The sequence below is a fragment of the Microbacterium horticulturae genome, assembly GCF_029094505.1.
GTDB lineage: Bacteria > Actinomycetota > Actinomycetes > Actinomycetales > Microbacteriaceae > Microbacterium > Microbacterium horticulturae.
In genome coordinates, this window is sequence record NZ_CP119108.1 from 403,742 (window position 1) to 420,422 (window position 16,681).

The window sequence follows — 16,681 nt, forward strand, 5'->3', positions numbered from 1 at the left end:
GAGAGGGATCAATGAGAGGACGAGCGCTGGTCAGTCTGCTCGCAAAGCTCGGCGGGCTGCTGCTGACCCTCTTTCTGTCGAGCATCGTCATCTTCTCGGCGCTGCTGCTGACGCCGGGCGATCCGGTGGCCACGCTGGCCGGAGGCAAGCGGCCGACGCCGGAGATGATCGCGGCCATCCGCGAGCAGTTCCGTCTCGACGACCCGATCTGGCTGCGGTACATCGACTGGCTCGGCGGCGTGCTCACCGGCAATCTCGGAGAGTCGTTCGTGTACAAGACGCCGGTCGGCGAACTCATCGGGCCCCGGATCGGCGTCACGCTCACGCTCGTGATCTTCGCCGTCATCCTCATCGCGGTCTTCGGCATCGGTTCGGGGATCCTCGCCGCCACCCGCGGCCCCAAGGCCGACCGGGCCGTGCTGCTGTCGACCTCGATCGGCATGGCGCTGCCGACGTTCGTCATGGCGATCCTGCTCATCTGGATCTTCGCGAAGATGCTCGGCTGGTTCCCGGTGTACGGGGGCGGCACGGGTCTTCTCGACCAGATACACCACTTGACGCTGCCGGCGATCTCGCTGGCCGTGGTCTACATCGCCTACATCAGCCGCATCACACGGGCCTCCCTCGTCGGCGAGCTCAGCTCAGAGCATGTCGACACGGCGCGGGTCCGCGGCATCCCTCGCTCCCGCATCTTCCGCTCGCACGTGTTCCTGAACGCATCGCCGCAGATCCTCGCGGTATCGGGCGCCACGATCGCGGGGCTGTTCGCCACATCGGCGATCGCCGAGCAGGCGTTCGGCATCAACGGCCTCGGGTCGTTGCTGACTGAAGCCGCCGCTCGAAAGGACCTGCCCGTCGTGCAGATCATCTCGCTGCTGCTGGTCGCGATCTTCGTGATCCTCAACGCCATCGCCGACACCGTCAATGCGCTGATCGACCCCGACAGCCTCACGTCCGGGAGGAATGCATGAGCGTCGCGCAGCTCTCCGGCGGCAGGGTGTCGCAAGCCGCGCGCCGGGCGTCGCGCCGTGACCCGCTTGTCGTCGTCGCGCTCGTCGTGCTGGCGATCCTGGTCGTCATCGCGGTCGTCGGACCGATCCTCGCCCCGTACGACCCGAACCAGCTGTTCGTCGGACCCGCGGGCGGGCACCCCACGCTCAGCCACCCGTTCGGCACCGACGACCTGGGTCGCGACATCCTCTCCCGCATCCTCGCGGGCGGACGGGTCAGCCTGTTCGCCCCGGTCTTCATCGTGCTGATCTCGAGCGCGCTGGGACTGGTGGTATCGATCCTCGCGGCGTGGTTCCGTGGCTGGGTCGACGGGTTGCTGGCACGGGTCATCGACGTCGTCTTCGCCATTCCGGGTCTGGTCATGGCGGTGCTGGCGGTCGCGATGTTCGGCAAGGGCGTGGTCGCCCCCATCGTGGCGCTGTCGATCGCCTACATGCCGATCCTCGCGCGACTCATGCGGGCGGCGGCGATGACCGAGCTCGGCAAGCCGTACATCGCCGCGCTGCGCATCCAGGGTCTCGGCGGGTTCGCGATCTTCTGGCGTCACCTCATCCCCGCGCTGCTGCCGACGCTCCTCGCACAGGCAACCGTTGGATTCGGGTATTCGATGCTCGATCTGGCGGCGATCTCCTACCTGGGCCTGGGGCAGCAGCCGCCCACTGCCGACTGGGGCGTGATGATCTCCGCCGGCCAGCCGTCGATCATCTCCGGGTCGCCGGAGCAATCGCTGTTCCCGGCGGCGCTCATCGTGATCACCGTGTTGGCCGTGAACGTCGTCGGTGCCCGCATGACCGTCTGGGCCGAAGGGAAAGACCGATGAGCGTCCCTGTTCTCGAACTCGATGCCGTGCGCGTGGACGCCGCCGTCGGCGGCGAGATCCGCACCCTCGTGCACGACTGCACGCTGACCGTCGCCGATGGCGAAGCGGTGGGTCTGGTCGGCGAGTCCGGGTCGGGCAAGACCCTCTCGACGCGGGCGGTCGTCGGGCTCATTCCCGACTACATGGAGGTCGGCGGAACTATTCGCATCGACGGCATCGACGTCGATCAGATGTCGCCCAGGGCTCTGCACGATGTGCGCGCGCGGCGCATCGGCATGGTGTTCCAGACTCCGCGTGCGCACCTGAACCGCCTGCGCACGGTCGGCGACTTCATGACCGAGGCACTCGTGCACGTGGCGGGAGTGAAGCAGGATGCCGCGGAGCGGCGCGCCGCGGAGCTGCTCGATGAGGTCGGCATCACCGACCCGTATCGCCGGCTGCGCCAGCATCCCGGAGACCTGTCGGGCGGTCTGCTGCAGCGCGTGATGATCGCTGCGACGCTCGCGATGGACCCGCACATCCTGCTGGCTGACGAGATCACCACCGCGCTGGATGTCACCACGCAGGAAGAGGTGATGGCCGTTCTCGCCGACCTGCGCCGCGAGCGCGAGCTGGCAATGCTGTTCATCACCCACGACCTGGCCCTGGCCCAGGCCGTCTGCGACCGGATCGCCGTGATGAAGGACGGCCGCACGATCGAGACGCATCCGGCCGCGACGATCGCTCGGGATGCGACCGACGAGTACACGCGGGCGCTGCTGTCGGCCTCGTCGGGCCTTGATGCGCTGACCGTGGTGGCGGCGGATGCGGCATCCATCCCCCTTCTTCAGGTGAGCGACCTGCACAAGACCTTTCAGGTGCGTGGTGCTTCCGGTGTCGGCCGCGAGGCGTTCGTCGCCGTCGACGGCGTCGGGTTCACGCTCGACGCCGGCGGCGCGCTCGGGATCGTCGGCGAATCGGGGTCGGGCAAGTCGACGACGGCGCGCATCGTCTGCGGTCTTGAGAGCGCGGACGGCGGTTCGGTGACGGTGAAGGGCGAGTCGTGGGATGCCCCGGCTCGCGGCAAGCGCGAACGGCGGCGGCGCGCGAGGGTCGTGCAGATGGTGTTCCAGGACCCGTACCAATCGCTCGATCCGCGGCAGACCGTGCGGGCGTGCTTGGCCGAGGCGGTGCGCGTGCACCGGTCGCGCGCGTCGACCGCCGACGTCACCGCGCGCGTCGACGAGCTGCTCGCCGCGGTGACGCTCGACCGGTCGCTGGCCGATGCGCGCCCGCGGGCGTTGTCGGGCGGGCAGCGGCAGCGCGTCGCGATAGCGCGGGCGCTCGCCGCCGACCCTGAGATCCTCGTACTCGACGAGGCCGTGTCGGCGCTGGATGTCACGACCCAGGTCGAGATCCTGAAGCTCCTCGACCGCATCCGGCGAGAGACCGGCGTCGCGCTGCTCATGATCTCGCACGACCTGAACGTCGTGCGCCGGCTGTGCGACCACGTCGTGGTGATGCGCAGCGGGCGCATCGAAGAAACGGGGCCGGCCGCCGCCGTGCTCGAAGATCCGCAGGCGCAGTACACGCGCGATCTGCTGGCGTCGATCCCGCGACCGGGCTGGGTGCCGACCCGCCGTCGTCTCGGGCGGACCAAGCCGCTCGCCGTGGTGACCAGCGTCACCCCCACAGTGAAGGAGAGGCGCTGATGACCGCAGACCTCGTGATCGTGAACGGCCACGTGTTCGACGGGCGGGTGCGCACCGCGCACACCGCGGTGGCCATGGCGGAGGGGCGGATCGTGGCGGTGGGTTCCGACACCGACGTCGTCGCGCTGCAGGGGCCATCGACCCGGGTGGTCGACGCGGCCGGCGGGCTCATCCATCCGGGATTCGTCGATGCGCACGTGCACGCGGCGTTCGCAGGCGTCGAGCGGCTGAGCATCGACCTGACGACGGCGACAAGCGTGGACGAGACTCTCGCACTGATCCGTGCGGGAGCCGAGCGCACGGCGGCCGAGTGGGTCACCGGGGGCGGCTGGAGCCACGAGCTGTTCCCCGCGCCGACCCGCTGGCAGCTCGACGAGATAGTGCCCGACCGGCCGGTCGCGCTCAGCGACGCCGGCCATCACACCCTGTGGGTGAACTCGCGGGCGTTGGAGATCGCCGGGATCGACCGCGACACCATCGCCCCGCACAACGGGCACATCTACCGGGACGACGACGGTGAGGCGATCGGCTACCTGAACGAGACCGCCGCCGAACTCGTCGGTCGCGTCATTCCGCCGGCGACCGACGACGAGATCCATGCCGGGCTGCTGAACGCGCAGGATCACCTCTGGACCCTCGGGATCACCGGCTGGCATGAGGCGATCCTCGGTGAGTTCAACGGCAAGGCCGACTGCACCGGCGCCTACCTGCGCGCGATAGCGTCGGGCGAGCTGCGCAGCGACACCTCGGGTGCGCTGTGGATCGCGCCGGGCCTTTCGGCCGCCGATGTGCCGGCACTGGTGTCGCGCTTCGCCGCGTTGCGCGCGCAGAACGCGGCTGCCGGCTTCGCGACAGCGACCGCGAAGGCGATGATCGACGGCGTGCCGCACGGCGAGACCGCGGCGCTGCTCGAGCCGTACTGCACCCACGCCGATGGGTTCGCGGGCGAGCTGCACTTCGACGAAGAGGCCATTCGCGCGTTCGTCGTGGCGTTGGATGCCGCGGGCTTCGCCCTGCACCTGCACATCATGGGCGACCGCGGCGTGCGCGTCGCGCTGGATGCCATCGAGACCGCCCGCGTGAAGAACGGGCCGGGACCGCGGCACCACATAGCGCACCTGTCGATGGTCGATGCCACCGACGCCGCGCGGTTCGGGCCCCTGGGTGTGACGGCGAACATCCAGGGGCTGTGGGCGTCGCCCGATCCGTTCCTGGCGACCGTCGTCGGCGATACCCGAATGGGGCACGGCTACCCGTTCCGCACTATCGCCGACGGGGGAGCCGATCTTGCGATGGGCTCGGACTGGCCCGTCTCGCCGCCCGACCCGTGGCTGGCGATCCACGTTGCGGTGAACCGGTGGGCGCCCGCGCCGCCCGGGATGCCGTCGTTGCCGGCAGGCGCTCCGGCGACGCTGGATGCCGAGCACCAGGCGCTGACGCTGGCCGAGGCATTGGGCGCGTACACGGCGGGCTCGACGTCGCTGGTGCTCGGGCGCTCGGGCCGGTTGCAAGTGGGGGAGCGAGCGGATGTCGCGGTCGCGACGGCCGACCCGTTCGCGCTGCCCACCGAGGCGCTCGCCTCCGTGCGCACGGCCGTCACTGTCGTGGCGGGCGAGGTGGTGTTCGCGGCCGCCCCGTGACGCGTGGGTGGACGCGATGTCACGCTCGGGGCGGCGTCGTGTGGGATCACGTCCACTCTGCTCCGGATCGGGATGTGGCCGCCCGCAGAACTGTCGTTCCTGCGCGCTTTCGCGCCCCCGAACTGCACAATAGCGACCACTCTGTGTGCGCCGCATCGCGGCATCCCGCCCCCTCCACTCGCTGAGAGTGCAGCTGGTCGCCGAGAGGTAGGGAACCACCCACGCTCTCGTCCACCCGCTGCACTCTCACTGTCAGGGGACGGCGAGGGGGAGCCGGCGGTGTCGGCGGCCGGTGCCAGGATGGGACGGATGCCGCGGGCCGCCGCGGCGGGAGAGGATGCGCGATGCGCGCGGTGCGGTTCGACGAGTACGGTTCCGAAGACGTTCTGAAGGTGGTCGACGTCGCCGATCCGCAGGCGGGGCCCGGCCAGGTCGTCGTCGCGGTACGCGCGGCGGGTATCAATCCGGGCGAGGTGGGCATCCGCACTGGGGCGATGCGGGAGCGGTGGCCGGCGCACTTCCCTGAGGGCGAGGGCAGCGACTTCGCCGGCGTCGTGCGCTCGGTCGGCGAGGGCGTGACGGCGTTCGCGCCGGGCGATGAGGTGATCGGCTACACCGACGAGCGCGCGAGCCATGCCGAGCAGGTCGCCGTGCCGGCCGAGCAGCTCACGCCGAAGCCGCAGGCCGTGCCGTGGGACGTCGCCGGAACGCTGTATGTCGCTCCGACCGCCGGGCATGCCCTGGTGGATGCCGCGGCCGTCGTCCCCGGCGACGTCGTGGTCGTCGCGGGCGCGGCAGGCGGTGTCGGCTCGGTCGCCGCGCAGTGGGCGCGCCGTGCGGGCGCGACCGTGGTCGGGCTCGCGAGCCCCGACAACCACGCGTGGTTGCAGTCGCGCGGCGTGCTCCCGGTCGACTATCACGGCGACGATCTGGCCGCACGCATCCGCGAGGCTGCCGGCGCCCCGGTGACGGTGCTGCTCGATGCCTTCGGCGCACCCTACCCGCAGCTCGGTGTCGAGCTCGGCGTGGATCCTTCGCGCATTGCGACGGTCGCCGACTTCGGGGCCGGGGCGTTGGGTGCTCAGATCGTGCTCCACCATGCGACGGCGGACGCGGCGATGCTCGCCGAGCTCGCCGAGGCGGTGGCAGACGGCTCGCTCGAGATCCCGATCCACGCGACGTTTTCGCTGGACGAGGTAAGCGACGCGTACCGGCTGCTCGCCGACCGGCACACACGGGGCAAGATCGTGCTCATTCCCTGAGCAGGCCGGCGGGCCGCGGCATCCGGCCCGTCCGTTCGCGCCTGACGCGGCATTCGGTCCGCGCCTTCCGCCCGCGCGGCCCGCGGCATCCGGCCCGTCCGTTCGCGCCTGACGCGGCACGCGGCCCGCGACCCGCGGCATCCCGCCCCGCGGATCGTGGCGTGCGGTCGGGGCCCGTCGCATTTCGCTCCCGCGAAATCAGGTGTTCTGGCGAGAACAGGACGTTTCGCCGCCGAATCTGCCTGATCTCGCGAGATCAGGTGTTTTCGTGGGGCCGACCACGGCGGGCCGCGGCATCCTGGTGCATTTCGACTCGCCCCAGCGGCGCCCGCTCAACGCACAGAACGCCAGGCGCGGTCAAGCCCGGCACACCCGGCGTCGCCGGCCGCCGACCTCAGAGCCGCGTCCAGGCCTCCGTCAGCACGCTCCGCAGGATCTGCTCGATCTCGTCGAATTCGCTCTGTCCGATCGTCAGCGGCGGTGCGAGCTGGATCACGGGGTCGCCGCGGTCGTCGGCGCGGCAGTACAGGCCCGCGTCGAACAGCGCCTTCGAGAGGAACCCGCGCAGCAGCCGCTCGGCCTCGTCGTCGTCGAAGGTCTCTTTCGTCGCCTTGTCCTTCACGAGCTCGATGCCGAAGAAGTAGCCGTCGCCGCGCACATCGCCCACGATCGGCAGGTCGAGCAGCTTCTCGAGCGTCGCGCGGAACGCCGCCGAGTTCGCCTTGACGTTCTCGAGCAGGCCCTCCTCGGCGAAGATGTCGAGGTTCTCCAGGGCGACGGCCGTCGAGACGGGGTGTCCGCCGAAGGTGTACCCGTGGGGGAAGGATGCCTCGCCGTGCGCGAACGGTTCATACAGCCGGTCGCTCACGATGGTTCCGCCCAGCGGCGAATACCCGCTGGTGACAGCCTTCGCGAATGTGATCATGTCGGGCTTGTAGCCGTAGGCGTCGCAGGCGAAGTATTCGCCGATGCGCCCGAACGCGCAGATGACCTCGTCGGAGACGAGCAGCACGTCGTACTTGTCGCAGATCTCGCGCACCCGCTGGAAGTATCCGGCCGGCGGCGGGAAGCATCCGCCCGAGTTCTGCACGGGCTCGAGAAAGACAGCGGCGACCGTGTCGGGCCCCTCGAACTGGATCATCTCCTCGATGCGATTGGCCGCCCACAGCCCGAACTGCTCGGGCGTGCCGCCCGCGAAACCCATCTCTTCCGCGCGGTAATAGTTCGTGTTCGGCACGCGGAAGCCGCCGGGTGTGACCGGTTCGAACATCGCCTTCATGTCGGGCAGCCCGGTGATGGCCAGGGCCCCCTGCGGTGTGCCGTGGTAGGCGATGAACCGCGAGATGACCTTGTGCTTGGTGGGCTTGCCCTGCAACTTCCAGTAGTACTTGGCCAGCTTGAACGCGGTCTCGACCGCCTCGCCGCCGCCCGTCGAGAAGAACACGTGGTTCAGGTCACCGGGCGCGTAGTCGGCCAGCCGGTCGGCCAACTCGATCGCGCTCGGGTGCGCGTACGACCAGATCGGGAAGAACGCGAGTTGCTCCGCCTGGCGGGCGGCGGCATCCGCCAGTCTCTTCCGACCGTGCCCGGCGTTGACGACGAACAGTCCGGAGAGCCCGTCGATGTACTTCTTGCCCTGCGAGTCCCAGATGTGATGGCCCTCGCCGCGCGTGATGATGGGCACGCCGGGGCCATCGGTCATGACGGACTGCCGCGCGAAATGCATCCAGAGATGGTCGCGGGCCATCGCCTGCAGTTCGGCCTCGGTGCGTTCGGCGCGCGTGGTGCTCGTGGTGGTCATCGTGTCCCCCAGTCGTAGAGCTGTTTGTGGAGTTTGAGGTAGACGAACGTCTCGGTCGAGATGACGCCGGCAAGTCCGCGGATGTCGTTGTTCAGGATGCCGATCAGCTCGTCGTCGCTGGTGCAGACGACCTCCACCAAGAGGTCGAACGAGCCCGCCGTCATCACGACGTAGCTCACGCTCGGCAGCGCGGACAGCGCATCGGCGACCACGCCGATGTCACCCGACACCGTGATGCCGATCATCGCTTGGCGAGCGAAGCCCAGCTGCATCGGGTCGGTCACGGCGACGATCTGCATCGCGCCGCTCTCGGTCAGGCGTTGCACGCGCTGGCGCACGGCAGCCTCGCTGAGACCCACGGCCCGGCCGATCTCGGCATACGAGCGACGGCCATCGGCCTGCAGCTGCTCGATGATCGCCTTCGACGTGTCGTCCAGCGGCGGGCGCGGGGGTTGCGGCATCCTTCGTCTCCTTACTTGTCTCGACGGTATCAGTGGTGATCTGCTCTATTCAAGAGGGAATCCGCACAGTAAACTCGATGTCAGCGACTGAAATCGCATAGACAAGGGAGTCAGCGTGCGCAATGGGGACGTCTCGTTCTGGTGGAACCAGATCGGCCTGCCGCAGCCGCGCCCCGCTCTCGGCAGCGATCTCGACGTCGACGTGTGCATCGTGGGCGCGGGCTTCACCGGGCTCTGGGCGGCGTACTACCTGCGCCTGCTCGATCCCTCGGTGCGGGTCGCGCTCGTCGAGGCGCGATTCGCCGGCTTCGGGGCGTCGGGGCGCAACGGCGGGTGGCTCACGAATTCGGTCACCGGCGGGCGCGAGCGCTACGGGCGCGACGGCGGCGTCCGGCAGCAGGCGGCGCTCAACGACGCCGTCGACGAGGTGATCCGGGTGGCGGATGCCGCGGGCATCGACGCCGACATCGCCCGGGGCGGTGAGCTCAACGTCGCCTACAACGACGCGCAGCTCGCGCGTCTGCGGGCGTTCGCCGCGACCGAGGCGGAGTGGCCGGGGGCGGATGTCGTCACGCTGGGCCCCGCGGAGACTGCGGCGCGCGTGGGGGTCGCCGCCCCGCTCGGGTCGGTGTGGCACCCGCACTGCGCCCGCGTGCACCCGGCCAAGCTCGTGCGGGGGCTCGCTGAGGCCGTCGAGCGGGCCGGTGCCGTGATCTACGAGAACACGCCGGCGCTGGCCATCGAACCCGGGCGGGTCGAGACCACACACGGTGTCGTTCGGGCCGGGCACATTCTTCGCGCGACGGAGGGGTTCACCGCGAACCTGCGCGGCGAGCACCGCACCTGGCTGCCGATGAACTCGTCGCTGATCGTCACCGATCCGCTGCCGAAAGCGGCGTGGGATGCCGTCGGCTGGGAGCACGCCGACACCCTGGGTGACCTCGCCCACGTGTACACCTATGCCCAGCGGACCGCCGACGGTCGCATCGCGTTCGGCGGTCGCGGCATCCCGTACCGCTACGGCTCACGTGTCGACACCGACGGCCGCACGCAAGATCGGACGATCGCGGGCCTGGCGCGGCTGCTGCACACGGCGTTTCCCGCCGTGGCGGATGTGCCGATCGCCCACACGTGGTCGGGGGTGCTCGGCGTGCCGCGCGACTGGGCGGCCACCGTCGGCTACGACCGGGTGACCGGGCTCGGCTGGGCCGGCGGCTACGTCGGCACCGGCGTGACGACGACGAACCTCGCCGGGCGGACGCTGGCCGACCTCGTGCTGGGGCGCGACACCGACCTCGTGTCGCTGCCGTGGGTCGGCCACCAGGCGCGCCGCTGGGAGCTCGAGCCGCTGCGCTGGCTGGCGGTGAACGCGATCTATGCGGCGTACGGCATCGCCGACCGGCAGGAGGCCCGTGGCGGCTCGCGCACGGCGGCCGTTGCGCGGGTGGCCGATCTCATCTCGGGGCACTGAGATCTTCGCCGCCTGCTCGTTCGGTCGTCACGGATTACCGGTTTTCGTGTGCAAAACGGTCATGTGTGACGACAGAACGCACCGTGCGGGCGTGCGCGAGGCGGGACATCCCCGAAACCGCATTGAACTTCCCGCTCACACAGGTGCGTTCCCCCGGGCGGGTGTGTGAACGAGAAGTTCAATACCGATTTACAACGTGTCGGGTGGAGCTCCTGAGCGCTCACGTGTCAACCGAGAGCGCCCCTACTCCAGGCTCGACATCACGTGCTTGATGCGCGTGTAGTCCTCGAAGCCGTAGATCGAGAGGTCTTTGCCGTAGCCCGACTGCTTGAAGCCGCCGTGCGGCATGTCCGACACGAACGGGATGTGCGCGTTGATCCACACGCAGCCGAAGTCGAGCGCCCGGCTCATACGCAGCGCGGTGGCGTGGTCGGTCGTCCAGGTCGAGGCCGCCAGGGCATAGGGCACGCCGTTGGCGAGGGCCACGGCATCCTGTTCCGTCGCGAACGGCTGCACGGTCAGAACCGGACCGAACACCTCGGACTGCACGATCTCGTCGTCCTGCCGCACGCCGCTGACCACCGTCGGCTCGAAGAAGAAGCCCGTCGACCCCTGCCGGTGGCCGCCGACCTCGACTCTCGCGTGTGCGGGCAGTCGCTCGATGAACCCGCTCACGCGCTCGAGCTGGCCGGCGTTGTTCAGCGGTCCGAAGAACGCGCCCGAGTCGGGTGCACCGGTCGAGATGCGCGACCTTACGTATGAAACCAACGCGCGCACGAACGCGTCATGCACCGACTCGTGCACGATCACGCGGGTGGCGGCGGTGCAGTCCTGCCCGGCGTTGAAGTACGCGGCCTCGGCGATGCCGGCGGCCGCGCGCGCAAGGTCGGCGTCGGCGAACACGACCGCGGGCGCCTTGCCGCCGAGCTCGAGGTGCACGCGCTTGAGCTGTGTCGCGGCAGAGGATGCCACGGCCATCCCTGCGCGCACCGATCCGGTGATCGCGACGAGGGCGGGGACCGGATGCACGGTCAGCAGCGTTCCCGTCTCGCGATCGCCCAGCACCACGTTGAACACGCCCGCGGGCAGGATCTCCGCGGCGAGTTCCGCCAACCGCACCGTGGACGAAGGCGTCGTCTCGCTCGGCTTGAGCACGATGGTGTTGCCGGCGGCCAGGGCCGGGCCGATCTTCCAGATCGCCATGTTCAGCGGGTAGTTCCAGGGCGTCACCTGCGCCACGACGCCGATCGGTTCACGCCGCACGTACGACGTGAACCCCTCGGCGTACTCGGCGGCGGCACGGCCGTTCAGCTCGCGCGCGGCCCCGGCGAAGAAGCGCAGCTGGTCGACGGACTGGTCGATCTCGTCGGCCACGAGCGTCGCGCGGGGCTTGCCGGTGTCGAGCGACTCGAGGTCGGCGAACTCGTCGGCGTGGTCGGCCAGCGCATCGGCCAGACGGAACAGTGCCAGCTGCCGCTGAGCAGGGGTCGCATCGCGCCAGCCCGGAAACGCACGAGATGCCGCGGCGAACGCCACATCGACATCCTCGGCCGTCGACACCCCGGCCTGCCCGTACACCTCGCCGGTCACCGGCGACACGAGGTCAAGCAGCGGCCCGGACGGCGCGACGGCCTGCCCGTCGATGATGTTGTGCAGGGTCATGGTTCCATCCTCTCGGCTTCGCTCGCTCGACCGCGGGTCACAGGTACTCGTCGGCCGCGTGCAGGGCGCCGTCGATGACGTCGAGGCCGCGAACGAGCTCCTCCTCCTCGATAACGAGCGGCGGCGCCACATGCACGCGGTTGAAGTGGCTGAACGGCCACACGCCGCCCTTCTTGGCCGCGGCCATCACGGCGGCCACGGGCGCAGCATCCACCCCCGTCGCATTGAACGGGACGAGCGGTTCCCGGCTCTCGCGGTCGCGCACGAGCTCGATGGCCCAGAACAGGCCCCGCCCGCGCACGTCGCCGACCGACGGGTGGCGGCGGGCGATCTCGTGCAGCGCGGGCTCGACCACGCGCTGCCCGAGATCGCGCACACGCTCGAGGATCCCGTCGCGCTCGAACACCTCGAACGTCGCCACACCGGCGGCGCAGGCGAGCGGGTGGCCCGAGTAGGTCAGCCCGCCGGGGAACGTCACGGTGTCGAAATGCTCCGCGATCCGGTCCGAGATCACGACGCCGCCCAGGGGCACGTACCCGGAATTGACGCCCTTGGCGAAGGTGACGAGGTCGGGCACGACATCGAACGCCTGGAACGCGAACCACTCGCCGATGCGGCCGAAGCCGACCATGACCTCGTCGGCGATGTACACGATGCCGTACTTGTCGCACAGCTCGCGCACGCCGGGCAGGTACCCGGGCGGCGGCACGAGCACACCGTTGGTGCCGACGACGGTCTCGATGATGACGGCGGCGATGGTCTGCGCGCCCTCGAGCACGATGGTCTGCTCGAGGTGCTCGAGCGCCCGGGCGGTCTCCTGCTCGGGCGAGTCGGAGTGGAACGGCGACCGGTACGTGTACGGGCCGAAGAAGTGGGCGACCGAGCCGTCGCCGGGCTCGTTCGCCCAGCGCCGCGGGTCGCCGGTCAGCGAGATAGCGGTGGTCGTGTTGCCGTGGTAGCTGCGGTACATCGAGAGCACCTTGCGGCGTCCGGTGAACTGGCGTGCCATGCGCACGGCGTTCTCGTTCGCGTCGGCGCCGCCGTTGGTGAAGAACACCTTCTCGAATCCGTCGGGGGCGACGTCGCTGATGCGCCGCGCGAGCTCGCCGCGCACATCGTTGGCCATCGACGGCTGGATCGTCGCGAGACGCCCGGCCTGCTTCTGGATGGCCTGGACGAGATCGGGATGCTGGTGCCCCAGGTTCAGGTTCACCAGCTGGCTTGAGAAGTCGAGGTAACTGTTGCCCGCGTAGTCCCAGAACGTCGAGCCCTGCCCGCCGGCGACCGGCAGCGGGTCGATGAGAGCCTGGGCGCTCCACGAGTGGAAGACGTGTGCGCGGTCGTCGGCGCGCACGGCGGCGTCGGCGGTGAGGTCTGCGGTGAGAGTGCCGGTCATGATGCTCGTTTCAGTTGTTCTGGGGGAAGCCGAGGTTGATGCCGCCGTGGGTGTTGTCGTCGCGGGTGGCGGGGTCGATCCAGCGGGTGGTGATGGCTTTCTCGCGGGTGAAGAAGTCGAACCCGTGGCGGCCGTAGGCTTTCGCGTCGCCGAACAGGGAGTTCTTCCACCCGCCGAAGGAGTGGTACGCGACCGGGACGGGGATGGGCACGTTGATGCCGATCATGCCGACCTGGATTTCGGACTGGAACCGGCGGGCGGCGCCGCCGTCGTTGGTGAAGATCGCGGTCCCGTTGCCGAACACCCCCGAGTTGATCAGGTCCACGCCCTCATCGAACGTGTCCACCCGCACGATCGAGAGCACCGGGCCGAAGATCTCCTCCGTGTACGCGCGGGAGGTGGTGGGGATGTTGTCGATCAGGGTGGGTCCGAAGAAGAACCCGTCCTCGTGCCCGTCCACGGTGAACCCGCGTCCGTCCACGACGATGTCGGCCCCATCGGCCTCGGCGATGTCGACGTAGGAGGCGACCTTGTCGCGGTGTGCGGCCGAGATCAACGGGCCCAGGTCGGGCTCTGCGACATCCCGCCCGTTCCCCACCCGCAGCCTGCCGATCCGGTCGGCGATCTTTGCCTGCAGCGTGTCGGCGACCCCGCCGACCGCGATCACGACCGATACGGCCATGCACCGTTCCCCGGCCGCCCCGTACCCGGCGTTCACGGCCTGGTCGGCGACCAGGTCCAGGTCCGCGTCGGGCAGCACCATCATGTGGTTCTTCGCCCCACCCAACGCCTGCACCCGCTTGCTCGTCTTCGCGGCGGCCTCGTAGATGTTCTGGGCGATCGGGGTGGACCCCACGAACGACACCGACTGCACGACCGGGCTCTCCAGCAGCCCGTCCACGGCCTGCTTGTCGCCCTGCAGCACCGTGAACACCCCGTCGGGCAGCCCGGCCTCCTGCCACAACCGCGCCATCCACAACGCGGCCGAGGGGTCCTTCTCGCTGGGCTTGAGGATCACACTGTTCCCGGCGGCGATCGCGACCGGGAAGAACCACAACGGCACCATCGCCGGGAAGTTGAACGGGCTGATGATCGCCGTGACCCCCAACGGCTGCTTGAGCGTGTACACGTCGATCCCGGTCGACGCGTTCTCGGAATACCCGCCCTGCACCAGCGCGGGAAACCCGCACGCCAGCTCGACAACCTCAAGCCCCCGGGCGATCTCGCCCGCCGCGTCGGAGAGCACCTTGCCGTGCTCGGCCGAGATGATCGCGGCCAACTCACCCCGCCGAGCCGAAAGCAGCTCACGGAACGCGAACAGCACCGCCTGCCGCTTCGCGATCGAGTACCCGCCCCACACCCGTTGACCAGCCGCGGCTGACGCGAGCGCCGCCGCGATCACGTCATCATCGGCGAGTGCCACCGACGCGGTGACCTGACCGGTCGCCGGGTTGAACACCGGCGCCGTGTGCCCGCCCGCAGGCGCCACCACGGCGCCATCGATCCAATGGCCGACCACGGGCACACCCTCGGGCGCCTGTTCGCTGAAATCGGTGTGCGCTGTGGTCTGGGCGATGGTCATGCGCGGTCCTTTCCGGAGTGTCTCGCCGCGGCATCCGGACAGATCGACCGGTGCGGCACTGGTGGGTCGCTCCCCAGTGTCGCAGCGCGGACGACGTGATCGAAGAGCCGGTCCGTCGCGAACCCGCGTTCGGATCGGACGCACTGTCCGGGCTATGCTGGGGCATCCCCGCGATCCGAGGAGGGGAATCTATGCCGATACCCGCTGCCGCGCCCGAGCGCCGCGACCCCGACCCCCACGCCGCGCTGCCGACGGTGCGCGAGCTGCTGCGCCTCGACGCCGTGGCCGAGGGGCTGCCCGAGGTGCTCAGCGGCGCCGCGGATGTCGACGCACGCGTCCGATGGGTGCACGTCTCCGACTCGGCCGGCGTCGCCCGGCTGCTCAACGGCGGCGAGCTGCTGCTGTCGACGGGGTCGGGCTGGCCCGCTGAGCCCGACGCGCTGCGCGCGTTCATCGCCGAGCTCGTCGAGGTGGGTGCGGCCGGCCTCGTGCTCGAGCTGGGCACGCACTACCGCTGGGCACCCGCGGTCATCGTCGAGGCGGCCCGGACCCACGGGCTCGTGCTGGTCGTCCTGCACCGTGAGGTGAAGTACGTCGCGATCACCGAGGCCGTGCACCGGCTCATCATCGACCGGCAGTCCATCGCGCTGCGCGCTCGCGATGAGGTGCGCGACCGCTTCACGGCGCTCACGCTGCGCGGCTCACCGGCCGACTTCGTCGTGCAGCAGCTGGCCGCGACCCTCGACGCCCCGGTCGTACTCGAAAACCTCGCGCACGAGGTGGTCGCGGCCCAGGTGCCGCCCGCACGGGAGGAGGAGCTCTTCGCCGAGTGGGAGCGCCGCTCACGCGCGGTGCACGACGCTCCCGGATGGCTGGTCGTGCCCGTCGAGGCGCGGGGGATCCGCTGGGGGCGGCTGATAGCTCTGCCGGGGCCGGAGCATCCCGCCGGCCGTGAAGGCGTACTGCAACAAGGAGCGATAGCGCTCGCGCTCGGGCGGCTCGCCGACGGGGCTGTCGACGAGTGGGAGCGCCAGGCGCGCCGCCGCCTGCTCGACCGGTTGCTGGCCGGACGCTTCGCGAGCGTCTCGGGCGCGGCGGCGCGGCTGGGAGCCGCCGGGCTGCCGGTGCAGGGGCGCATTCTGTACGGCATGGTCGTCACGCGTGCCGCGCTGGAGACGGAGAGAGTGGATGCCGCGGCCCGCGCCCTCGACGGACGAGCTCTCGTCGGCGCGGCCCCGCCTGGCGCGCCCTGGCCCAGCGCGACGGTGCTGCTGTCGCTGCCCGACGACACGGCGTTCGACGACGCGGTCGCCGCGTCGTTCCTGTCGGCGGCGATCGACGAGCCCGCCGAGCGCGCGGTCGTCTCGATCGGGTCGCCGGCGACGGGGCTCGACGAGGCGCTCGCATCGCTGCAGGAGGCGATCGATCTCTCGCACGGTGGGCTGCGCGGCGACGTGCGCGGGTCGCGCCTTCGCCGGGCCGACGCGCGGCCACTCGTGCGGTTGGTGACGAACCTGCGCGACGACCGCCGTCTGCTCGAGCACGGCGAGCGCATGCTTGCACCGCTCATCGAGTACGACATGAATCGAGACGGTGACCTGCTCGACGTGCTGGGCGCTGTGCTCGCACACCCCGCGAACCGCACGGCGGCAGCCGCGGCATCCCATCTCTCCCGCTCGGTGTTCTATCAGCGCATCGCTCTCATCGAGCGGCTGCTGGGCATGGATCTCGACGATGGCGAGAATCAGGCCGCCCTCCACCTCGCGCTGCTCGTGCGGCGCAGCGCACGCTGACCCGGTGCGACCTCGCGGATGTAGCTACGACCTCGCGGATCTGGCTACGACCTCGCGAGGTCGCACCTTGCCTCGCGAGGTCGCACCTTGC

General features: G+C 70.1%; 12 protein-coding genes. 7 read left to right on the forward strand and 5 right to left on the reverse strand.

The genetic code is table 11. From position 1 onward, the window contains the following. The first annotated feature begins 11 nt into the window (after window positions 1-11). The 5 genes from PU630_RS01905 to PU630_RS01925 all read left to right on the forward strand — a co-directional run bounded on the left by PU630_RS01905 (window position 12) and on the right by PU630_RS01925 (window position 6,424). Complete coding sequence (locus PU630_RS01905; RefSeq protein WP_275278668.1) at window positions 12-971, forward strand: ABC transporter permease; 960 nt, start codon at window positions 12-14, stop codon at window positions 969-971. Next, the gene (locus tag PU630_RS01910; protein WP_275278669.1) at window positions 968-1,831 is read left to right on the forward strand and encodes an ABC transporter permease; all 864 of its coding nucleotides are present in this window, start codon (window positions 968-970) and stop codon (window positions 1,829-1,831) included. The genes PU630_RS01905 and PU630_RS01910 overlap by 4 nt, the downstream gene beginning before the upstream one ends. Then, on the forward strand, window positions 1,828-3,522 hold the full coding sequence (nikE, locus tag PU630_RS01915) for a nickel ABC transporter ATP-binding protein NikE (protein WP_275278670.1): 1,695 nt from the start codon (window positions 1,828-1,830) through the stop codon (window positions 3,520-3,522). The genes PU630_RS01910 and nikE overlap by 4 nt, the downstream gene beginning before the upstream one ends. Beyond that, window positions 3,522-5,162: an amidohydrolase gene (locus PU630_RS01920; RefSeq protein WP_275278671.1), complete on the forward strand. Its 1,641-nt coding sequence runs from the start codon at window positions 3,522-3,524 to the stop codon at window positions 5,160-5,162. Before nikE ends, PU630_RS01920 begins: the two co-directional genes overlap by 1 nt. A 344-nt stretch (window positions 5,163-5,506) precedes the next feature. Beyond that, the gene (locus PU630_RS01925) at window positions 5,507-6,424 is read left to right on the forward strand and encodes an NADP-dependent oxidoreductase (RefSeq protein ID WP_275278672.1); all 918 of its coding nucleotides are present in this window, start codon (window positions 5,507-5,509) and stop codon (window positions 6,422-6,424) included. 394 nt (window positions 6,425-6,818) lie between these two features. Here PU630_RS01925 and PU630_RS01930 read toward each other — a convergent pair whose 3' ends face one another. Next, a complete protein-coding gene (locus tag PU630_RS01930; protein ID WP_275278673.1) occupies window positions 6,819-8,225 on the reverse strand; it encodes an aspartate aminotransferase family protein in 1,407 nt (468 codons plus the stop codon). Continuing rightward, entirely contained in the window at window positions 8,222-8,686 is a 465-nt protein-coding gene (locus PU630_RS01935) for an Lrp/AsnC family transcriptional regulator (RefSeq protein ID WP_275278674.1), read from the reverse strand. The genes PU630_RS01930 and PU630_RS01935 overlap by 4 nt, the downstream gene beginning before the upstream one ends. Window positions 8,687-8,801: 115 nt before the next feature. On the opposite strand from PU630_RS01935, the gene PU630_RS01940 reads away from it, so the two are divergent. After that, window positions 8,802-10,157: an NAD(P)/FAD-dependent oxidoreductase gene (locus PU630_RS01940; protein WP_275278675.1), complete on the forward strand. Its 1,356-nt coding sequence runs from the start codon at window positions 8,802-8,804 to the stop codon at window positions 10,155-10,157. A gap of 243 nt (window positions 10,158-10,400) precedes the next feature. On the opposite strand, the gene PU630_RS01945 is transcribed toward PU630_RS01940, so the two are convergent. From PU630_RS01945 to PU630_RS01955, 3 genes are read right to left on the reverse strand one after another with little or no spacing between them, the layout of a single operon-like run. After that, window positions 10,401-11,819 (reverse strand): gamma-aminobutyraldehyde dehydrogenase, encoded by a 1,419-nt coding sequence (locus PU630_RS01945; RefSeq protein WP_275278676.1) that lies wholly within the window; start codon window positions 11,817-11,819, stop codon window positions 10,401-10,403. A gap of 37 nt (window positions 11,820-11,856) precedes the next feature. Continuing rightward, window positions 11,857-13,215 carry an aspartate aminotransferase family protein gene (locus PU630_RS01950; protein ID WP_275278677.1) on the reverse strand — a complete coding sequence of 453 codons (1,359 nt, stop codon included), beginning with the start codon at window positions 13,213-13,215 and terminating at the stop codon, window positions 11,857-11,859. Between the two features lie 10 nt (window positions 13,216-13,225). Continuing rightward, window positions 13,226-14,797: a CoA-acylating methylmalonate-semialdehyde dehydrogenase gene (locus PU630_RS01955; RefSeq protein ID WP_275278678.1), complete on the reverse strand. Its 1,572-nt coding sequence runs from the start codon at window positions 14,795-14,797 to the stop codon at window positions 13,226-13,228. Window positions 14,798-14,988: 191 nt separating this feature from the next. On the opposite strand from PU630_RS01955, the gene PU630_RS01960 reads away from it, so the two are divergent. Next, complete coding sequence (locus tag PU630_RS01960; protein ID WP_275278679.1) at window positions 14,989-16,590, forward strand: PucR family transcriptional regulator; 1,602 nt, start codon at window positions 14,989-14,991, stop codon at window positions 16,588-16,590. The last annotated feature ends 91 nt before the right edge of the window (window positions 16,591-16,681 follow it).